Below are 6,457 nucleotides of genomic sequence, written 5' to 3'. Positions count from 1 at the left end.
TATTGGGATCTCTGTAAAACTAGCGCTATAAGAGTTTACAAGCTGATCTTATAAACCTTACAAAATAAAAAACCAGCGAATCGCTGGTTTTTTATTGCAGACTATTTTAGCCAAACACGCGCATTACGGCTGCGATTAATACCCAAAGAATGACAATCGCCACGATGGGTTCAACAATCTTTGCCCATGTTGGGGTATTGATAACAATGACTTCTTCGACATCTTGATGCTGCTGATTCTGGCTTACCATTTGATTAAACTCCTTCATTGATGTTTCCAATGATAGCTCTTCTTGCACAATTGGTTTAGAGCCTTTGAGTTCTGTTAGCTTGTTTGTTGTCCAAACCCAATCATCTGCTTGACCAGATAAATGTTCAATTTGCCCGGTCAGTAATTCCTGAATGCTATGGATATTATGGTTGCCGGTATCATGCAGTTGTTTTAATTCAATAAGCTGTAAATGAAAAATTTCTGAAGTGCTGTGCTCAAGCTGGGCTCGATCCAGAGTAGATTGATTTTCCGGACTGGTAGCGAGATGACGCACGATTTCCAGGATATATAATTCATCAGGATGATTGATTTCATTATAAATTTTTTGTGGGTTATGACGCCATTCAGTAATAAGTTTTCCTAAAGTTAAGGCATTGATTTCTGATATATATTTTCGTCTTTCTTCTTTTGTATATTCTTTTAGAAGCTCAGGCTTTTGAGTCTCTATCTGTTCAACAAAATATTGTACTAAATCAAAAGCCATTCACTTGCTCCATTATTTTTAATCTAATAGTCTTAAAGTTGGTTTTTTCTTTGGTTGTTCAGTTTGTTCTTCAGTGCTTGATTTTAAAGCATCTTCATCATTTTGTGTATGCTCATATTCACCTGGATCAAAGAATAAACCTTGACTATTTTCACGTGCATAAATGCCGAGTACTGCTGCCATAGGCACATAAATATCACGAGAAACGCCACCAAAGCGAGCCGAGAAGCTAATGGCATCATTGCTCATATGCAGCGCATGCACGGCATGTGGCACAATATTCAGAACAATCTGTCCATCTTTAATAAACTGCTCAGGAACCATGGTATTTGGGCGTGTGGCATCCACCAGCAGGTAAGGCGTCATATTGTTATCGCAAACCCACTCATAGATTGCACGTGCCATATAGGGACGGGTAGGGCTAAGGTTGAATTCTTGTTCGGACATGATGTTTCTCTATGGATGTTTGAGTTGCACTGAATAACGGTTCTTTTCCTGCAATGTCATGGATTTTACAAAGGCAGGACGACTAAAAATTCGTTGGCAATATAAATAAAACGGACGGCATTGCTGCTGTGGTAATTCTACGCCCATCTGTTTCAGACGGATAAAAATTGGTGCCAGCATACAATCCAGGATACTAAATTGTTCAGACATAAAATAGGGAAAATGTTGGAATAGTGGCATCAATGAAATCAGGATATCCTGTAACTGTTTTTGTGCCTGAGCTTTGGCTTTCTTATCCAGCGTATCAGGATGGCGTAACATGATATCAGCCAGCTTCAGCCAGTCATTTTCAAAGCGCCAGATGTATTGTCGTTGCTCTGCCCGGGGCATCGGAGCATCGGCATACAGTTTGTTCTGACGATAACGATCATCTACATATTCAGAGATAATTGAAGTATTAAATAATTTGAGTTCATTTTCGATCAGCATCGGCAATTGATTATAAGGATTGAGACTGGCCAGATCCTCATCATCGGCATCCACCAAAATCAGGTTATATTTAATCTGTTTTTCGGTAAGCACATAGCGAATCCAATGGGAACGAAAGTCATCGGCATGACTATAGAGAGTGATTCCTTGAAGAGGCGCGCTTTCGACTGACATAAATCCTGATGAGCTTCTAATGAATAGACTAGGATACTAAAATTCAACCTAAAAAGCACCAAGCATCAAAGATCAATCGGCTTGAGCCGAGGTAGATTATAAGAAAAACAACTGGAGGAAAATAAGATGCTGATCAAGCTTCCTGTCATTTTGCTGTTTATCTGTATTGGGATCGCAAATTATTATTTGATGAAGTCATTCTGGTGTCATGAAGGGGTGTGGGGTAAGGATGTGCATGAACAATAACAAGGAAAAAGGTCTAAATTACCAATTAACTACCATAAAAAAACCCTGGAAAATCCAGGGTTTTTTGTCCGAGTCGGTAAACGAATTAACGTTTAGAGAACTGAGGACGTTTACGAGCTTTACGTAAACCAAGTTTCTTACGTTCAACTTCACGAGCATCACGAGTAACGAAACCAGCTTGACGAAGAGCAGGTTTTAAAGTTTCGTCAGAAGCGATCAATGCACGAGTAATACCGTGACGGATAGCGCCTGCTTGACCACCAATACCACCACCAGCAACAGTGATGTAAAGGTCATATTTGTCAGTAGCTTCAAGAAGCTCAAGTGGTTGGTTAACAACCATACGAGCAGTTTCACGACCGAAATACTGTTCAAGAGTACGGTTGTTAATTACGAGTTTACCAGTACCAGCTGATAGGAAAACACGTGCAGTTGCGGTCTTACGGCGACCTGTACCATAATTAGTAGCCATGTGCTGTTATCCCTTAGATGTCCAAAACTTGTGGCTGTTGAGCAGCGTGTGGATGCTCAGTACCTGCATACACTTTCATTTTCTTGATCATTGCATAACCAAGAGGACCTTTAGGTAACATACCTTTAACAGCTTTTTCTAGAACTGCTTCTGGTTTGTGAGCGATTAACTTTTCAAAGTTAGTCTCACGGATACCACCAGGGAAACCAGTGTGGCGATAGTATTTCTTATCTTGTGACTTTTTACCAGTCACAGTGATTTCTTCAGCATTGATAACAACGATGTAGTCGCCAGTGTCAACGTGAGGAGTATAAGAAGTTTTATGCTTACCGCGTAAACGACGAGCGATTTCAGTCGCAAGGCGACCTAAAGTTTTGCCAGAAGCATCAACAACGTACCAGTCGTGTTGAACTTCAGCTGGCTTAGCGCTGAGAGTTTTCATTAAACCACTACCTATTATAGTTGGTTTGGACTATGGAATCTGTCCAAACTAAAGGAGACGCGATTCTAAACGAATACGTGAAGAATCACAAATGAAAATTAAAATTTCAAGCGCTGTATTTTATCTAATCTCCCTGGTGAAAGAAAGACCTAAGCCTTTATATGCTACAAAAACTGCAACTATATTTGTAACCATAGTTTCAATGGTATCAAAATATTGATTTATAAGTACTCTTTGCAATGATTACTACAGCGTAGGCGTGATCGGGTTATAATATTTCTCAGCTTTGCCAAATTGAGAAGATGATGCTGCCTTTATATGTCACCAGTGGGGAACCTGCCGGAATTGGTCCTGATATTTGCCTGAGTCTTGCAGATCGTGTTGATGAGCGCCCAATTGTGGTGTTGGCGGATATTCATATGCTCGAGCAACGTGTTCAGATACTCAAATTATCGGTTGAGCTGATTGAATATCAAGGACAGGAGTCATCTTCAGGCATCGGTCAGCTATTTGTAGAGCATGTTCCCGTGCAGCAAGACGTCGTATTGGGTGAGCTGAATCCGAACAATGCGGCTTATGTACTGGAGCAACTGCGTCGATCCGCAGACTATGCCATGTCAGGAAAAAGTGTCGGCGTCGCGACTGCGCCTGTACAAAAGTCCGTGATAAATGAAGCGGGCATTTCTTTTAGTGGTCATACCGAGTATTACCAGGAATTTGCTGGTGTTCCACGTGTAGTCATGATGCTGGCCACCAAAACTTTACGCGTGGCCTTGGCCACTACCCATCTTCCGCTTCGTGCTGTGGCAGATGCAATTACCCCTGAGCGCTTGCATCAGGTGATTGATATTCTGATTCACGATCTGAAATCCAAATTCAAGATTGAACAGCCGAAGATACTGGTTTGCGGTTTAAATCCGCATGCCGGTGAGGGCGGTTATTTGGGGATGGAAGAAATTGAAGTGATCAATCCGGTACTCGAAAGCTATCGTGCTCAAGGTATCAACATGAGTTTAAGCCTACCTGCTGATACTTTATTTACTCCAGAAAACCTAAAAGATGCTGATGCTGTTCTGGCGATGTATCACGATCAAGGTTTACCTGTGTTAAAATCACAGGGTTTTGGTGAAGCCATTAATATTACCCTCGGCTTACCGTTTATTCGAACTTCTGTTGATCATGGCACAGCACTCTCCCTTGCGGGGACGGGACTTGCGAAAAGTTCCAGCCTGCACGTTGCTGTCGATTTAGCCCTCGATCTGGCGCGCCACTGATTATTGTTCATCACTCACGTTGGAAATGTTTTTATGTATCAAATTAATGCCTTAAACCCAAAAGATGAAGGGCATCAGGCTCGAAAAAGATTTGGTCAAAACTTTTTACATGACCAGCGTGTCATTGCCAAAATTGTACGCTCAGTCAATCCGCGTCCAGGTCAGAACATCCTGGAAATTGGCCCGGGTCTGGCCGCTTTGACCTCACCTTTAATTGGTGAATGTGATGCCTTAACTGTACTTGAACTGGATCGTGATCTGGCGGCAGGTCTGCCGGGTCGTGTACCACATCCGGAACGTTTAACCATTATTGAAGCCGATGCATTGAGATATGATTATTCTCAATTGTTCAAGGAAGATCGTCCATTACGTGTCGTCGGTAACTTGCCCTATAATATTTCAACGCCACTGTTATTCCATCTCCTGGAATTTGGTGACAAAGTGCAAGACATGCATTTCATGCTGCAAAAAGAAGTGGTAGACCGTATTACCGCATCACCCAATACCAAAGAATATGGCCGTCTGTCGGTGATGATTCAATATTTCTGTAAACCGACTTTCTTGTTCGAAGTACCACCAGGATCTTTTAATCCGCCACCAAAAGTGACTTCAGCAGTATTCCGTTTAGAGCCTTATAAAGTTAAACCGATTGTGGCGAAGAATGAAAAAGCATTGGCACGACTGGTATCGCATGTATTTACCCAGCGTCGTAAAACCCTGCGTAACAGCTTGAAAGGTATGCTGATCGAAGATGGTTTTGAAAAAGCGGGTGTTGATCCGATGGCACGTCCAGAAACTCTGACACTTGAACAGTTTGTTGCACTTTCAGATCAAATGGTGGCTTAAATTACGATGAACCGTACTGCTCGATATAATTATGTGATTGGGGATGTTCAAGGCTGTTTTGAGGCTTTGAAAGCTTTACTCAAGGAAATCCAGTTTGATGCAGAACAAGATTTTATCTGGTTTGCTGGAGATTTGGTTGCACGTGGTGAAAACTCAATTGCAGCGTTGCGGTTTATCAAAAAGCTGGCTGAGCAAGGTGCGGCTGCGGCGGTCTTGGGAAATCATGATTTGACTTTGCTGGCTTATGCCCGCGGCATCAAACCGGTGAAAGAAAAAGACAATGTTCGTGATGTGATTGATGCGATCGACAGTGATGACTTGATTGACTGGCTGCGCAAACAGCCAATGTGTCTATTTCCAAATGAGCAGACTATCCTGACGCATGCTGGGATTCCGAATATCTGGAGTGCAGAAAAAACTGCTCAATTGGCACAAGAAGTCGAAGCGATCATTGCTCATGATGACTTCGAGGTGCTGGATGATTTTCTGAAAGAAATGTTCGGGAAAGAACCCGCACTTTGGTCGGATCAGCTACAAGGCCATGAACGTATTCGCTGTATCGTGAACTACCTCACCCGAATGCGTTTAACTGACGCTGAGGGACGTCTGGAATACAGCTTTAAAGATGCGCTGGATGATCCGATGCCGGAAGGTTTTAAACCTTGGTTTGAGTTTGAATCACAGGCCGCACAAACTCATCAGATCCTGTTTGGTCACTGGGCCGCCTTGAATGGTAAAACCATTTCGAACAAGATTCAGAATGTAGATGGCGGTTGTGTCTGGGGTAATCAACTGATAGCATTCCGCCTAGAAGATCAGCAGATGTTTGCAGTGGACAATCCGGCGATGTAAGCACATTCCATAAAAAAGCCACGTGATTACGTGGCTTTTTAGTTTTAAAATTTAGTCTGCTCGAATCCAGGTCTGGTTACGGCCTAGAACTGAAACGCCAATACTGGCACGTAAGGTTAAACGTTTACCGGTATTGTTTAAACGCATTTTTGCATCATAAATTTTACCTGCCAATGGGTCGATAATACGACCTTTGTCATAATTCTTGGTACCTTCAACCAGTTTTAGGCCTTTTAAAATGGTCATGCCTAAAATAGGCTGATTGGTATAAGGTGCAGGGCAGTTATTGCATTTTTCACGTGGATTATAGTCTGGGCGAGGCGTGATTTTTACAATTTTGCCTGAATAGGTAACCTGAGTTCGATGAAATATTTTAGCTTTTTAGCAAGTTTTGGAAAGTTGGCTTATTTGGATTTAAGCAATAAGCCACTATAGCAGCCATAATATTCACCATAAAGTTA

The 6,457-nt window shown here is 42.1% G+C and carries 8 protein-coding genes and 1 pseudogene; 3 read left to right on the top strand and 6 right to left on the bottom strand.

Going from position 1 to position 6,457, the window contains the following annotated elements:
• Positions 1-106: 106 nt before the first annotated feature.
• The 5 genes from WFH18_RS16235 to rplM all read right to left on the bottom strand — a co-directional run bounded on the left by WFH18_RS16235 (position 107) and on the right by rplM (position 3,024).
• On the bottom strand, positions 107-754 hold the full coding sequence (locus WFH18_RS16235) for a hypothetical protein (protein WP_121980318.1): 648 nt from the start codon (positions 752-754) through the stop codon (positions 107-109).
• An 18-nt stretch (positions 755-772) separates the two neighbouring features.
• Positions 773-1,201 (bottom strand): ClpXP protease specificity-enhancing factor, encoded by a 429-nt coding sequence (locus WFH18_RS16230; RefSeq protein ID WP_005248014.1) that lies wholly within the window; start codon positions 1,199-1,201, stop codon positions 773-775.
• Positions 1,202-1,210: 9 nt separating this feature from the next.
• Positions 1,211-1,864, bottom strand: a complete 654-nt coding sequence (locus tag WFH18_RS16225; RefSeq protein ID WP_005248012.1) for a glutathione S-transferase N-terminal domain-containing protein — start codon at positions 1,862-1,864, stop codon at positions 1,211-1,213.
• Positions 1,865-2,195: 331 nt separating this feature from the next.
• Positions 2,196-2,582, bottom strand: coding sequence for a 30S ribosomal protein S9 (gene rpsI, locus WFH18_RS16220; protein ID WP_004281681.1), 387 nt, complete (start codon positions 2,580-2,582; stop codon positions 2,196-2,198).
• Between the two features lie 13 nt (positions 2,583-2,595).
• Positions 2,596-3,024, bottom strand: coding sequence for a 50S ribosomal protein L13 (rplM, locus tag WFH18_RS16215; RefSeq protein WP_004281682.1), 429 nt, complete (start codon positions 3,022-3,024; stop codon positions 2,596-2,598).
• A gap of 305 nt (positions 3,025-3,329) precedes the next feature.
• Here rplM and pdxA point away from each other — a divergent pair, with 305 nt between their 5' ends.
• From pdxA to WFH18_RS16200, 3 genes are read left to right on the top strand one after another with little or no spacing between them, the layout of a single operon-like run.
• Complete coding sequence (pdxA, locus tag WFH18_RS16210) at positions 3,330-4,298, top strand: 4-hydroxythreonine-4-phosphate dehydrogenase PdxA (RefSeq protein ID WP_121980317.1); 969 nt, start codon at positions 3,330-3,332, stop codon at positions 4,296-4,298.
• A gap of 33 nt (positions 4,299-4,331) precedes the next feature.
• The gene (gene rsmA / locus WFH18_RS16205) at positions 4,332-5,144 is read left to right on the top strand and encodes a 16S rRNA (adenine(1518)-N(6)/adenine(1519)-N(6))-dimethyltransferase RsmA (protein ID WP_121980316.1); all 813 of its coding nucleotides are present in this window, start codon (positions 4,332-4,334) and stop codon (positions 5,142-5,144) included.
• A gap of 6 nt (positions 5,145-5,150) precedes the next feature.
• Complete coding sequence (locus tag WFH18_RS16200; RefSeq protein WP_121980315.1) at positions 5,151-5,996, top strand: symmetrical bis(5'-nucleosyl)-tetraphosphatase; 846 nt, start codon at positions 5,151-5,153, stop codon at positions 5,994-5,996.
• A 51-nt stretch (positions 5,997-6,047) separates the two neighbouring features.
• On the opposite strand, the pseudogene WFH18_RS16195 reads toward WFH18_RS16200, so the two are convergent.
• A pseudogene (locus tag WFH18_RS16195) lies at positions 6,048-6,347 on the bottom strand (DUF2147 domain-containing protein); the annotation flags it as partial.
• Positions 6,348-6,457: the final 110 nt, after the last annotated feature.

Origin of the sequence: Acinetobacter sp. USHLN143 (assembly GCF_037145695.1) — a bacterium.
GTDB classification, from domain to species: domain Bacteria; phylum Pseudomonadota; class Gammaproteobacteria; order Pseudomonadales; family Moraxellaceae; genus Acinetobacter; species Acinetobacter fasciculus.
The sequence above is the reverse complement of the archived record's forward strand: the minus strand, read 5'-3'. Positions and strand labels throughout refer to the sequence as shown.

Bases quoted from the DNA above. Each gene is read 5' to 3' on its own strand.
- WFH18_RS16235 (WP_121980318.1), bottom strand. From the start codon at position 754: ATGGCTTTTGATTTAGTACAATATTTTGTTGAACAGATAGAGACTCAA.
- WFH18_RS16230 (WP_005248014.1), bottom strand. From the start codon at position 1,201: ATGTCCGAACAAGAATTCAACCTTAGCCCTACCCGTCCCTATATGGCA.
- WFH18_RS16225 (WP_005248012.1), bottom strand. From the start codon at position 1,864: ATGTCAGTCGAAAGCGCGCCTCTTCAAGGAATCACTCTCTATAGTCAT.
- rpsI (WP_004281681.1), bottom strand. From the start codon at position 2,582: ATGGCTACTAATTATGGTACAGGTCGCCGTAAGACCGCAACTGCACGT.
- rplM (WP_004281682.1), bottom strand. From the start codon at position 3,024: ATGAAAACTCTCAGCGCTAAGCCAGCTGAAGTTCAACACGACTGGTAC.
- pdxA (WP_121980317.1), top strand. From the start codon at position 3,330: ATGCTGCCTTTATATGTCACCAGTGGGGAACCTGCCGGAATTGGTCCT.
- rsmA (WP_121980316.1), top strand. From the start codon at position 4,332: ATGTATCAAATTAATGCCTTAAACCCAAAAGATGAAGGGCATCAGGCT.
- WFH18_RS16200 (WP_121980315.1), top strand. From the start codon at position 5,151: ATGAACCGTACTGCTCGATATAATTATGTGATTGGGGATGTTCAAGGC.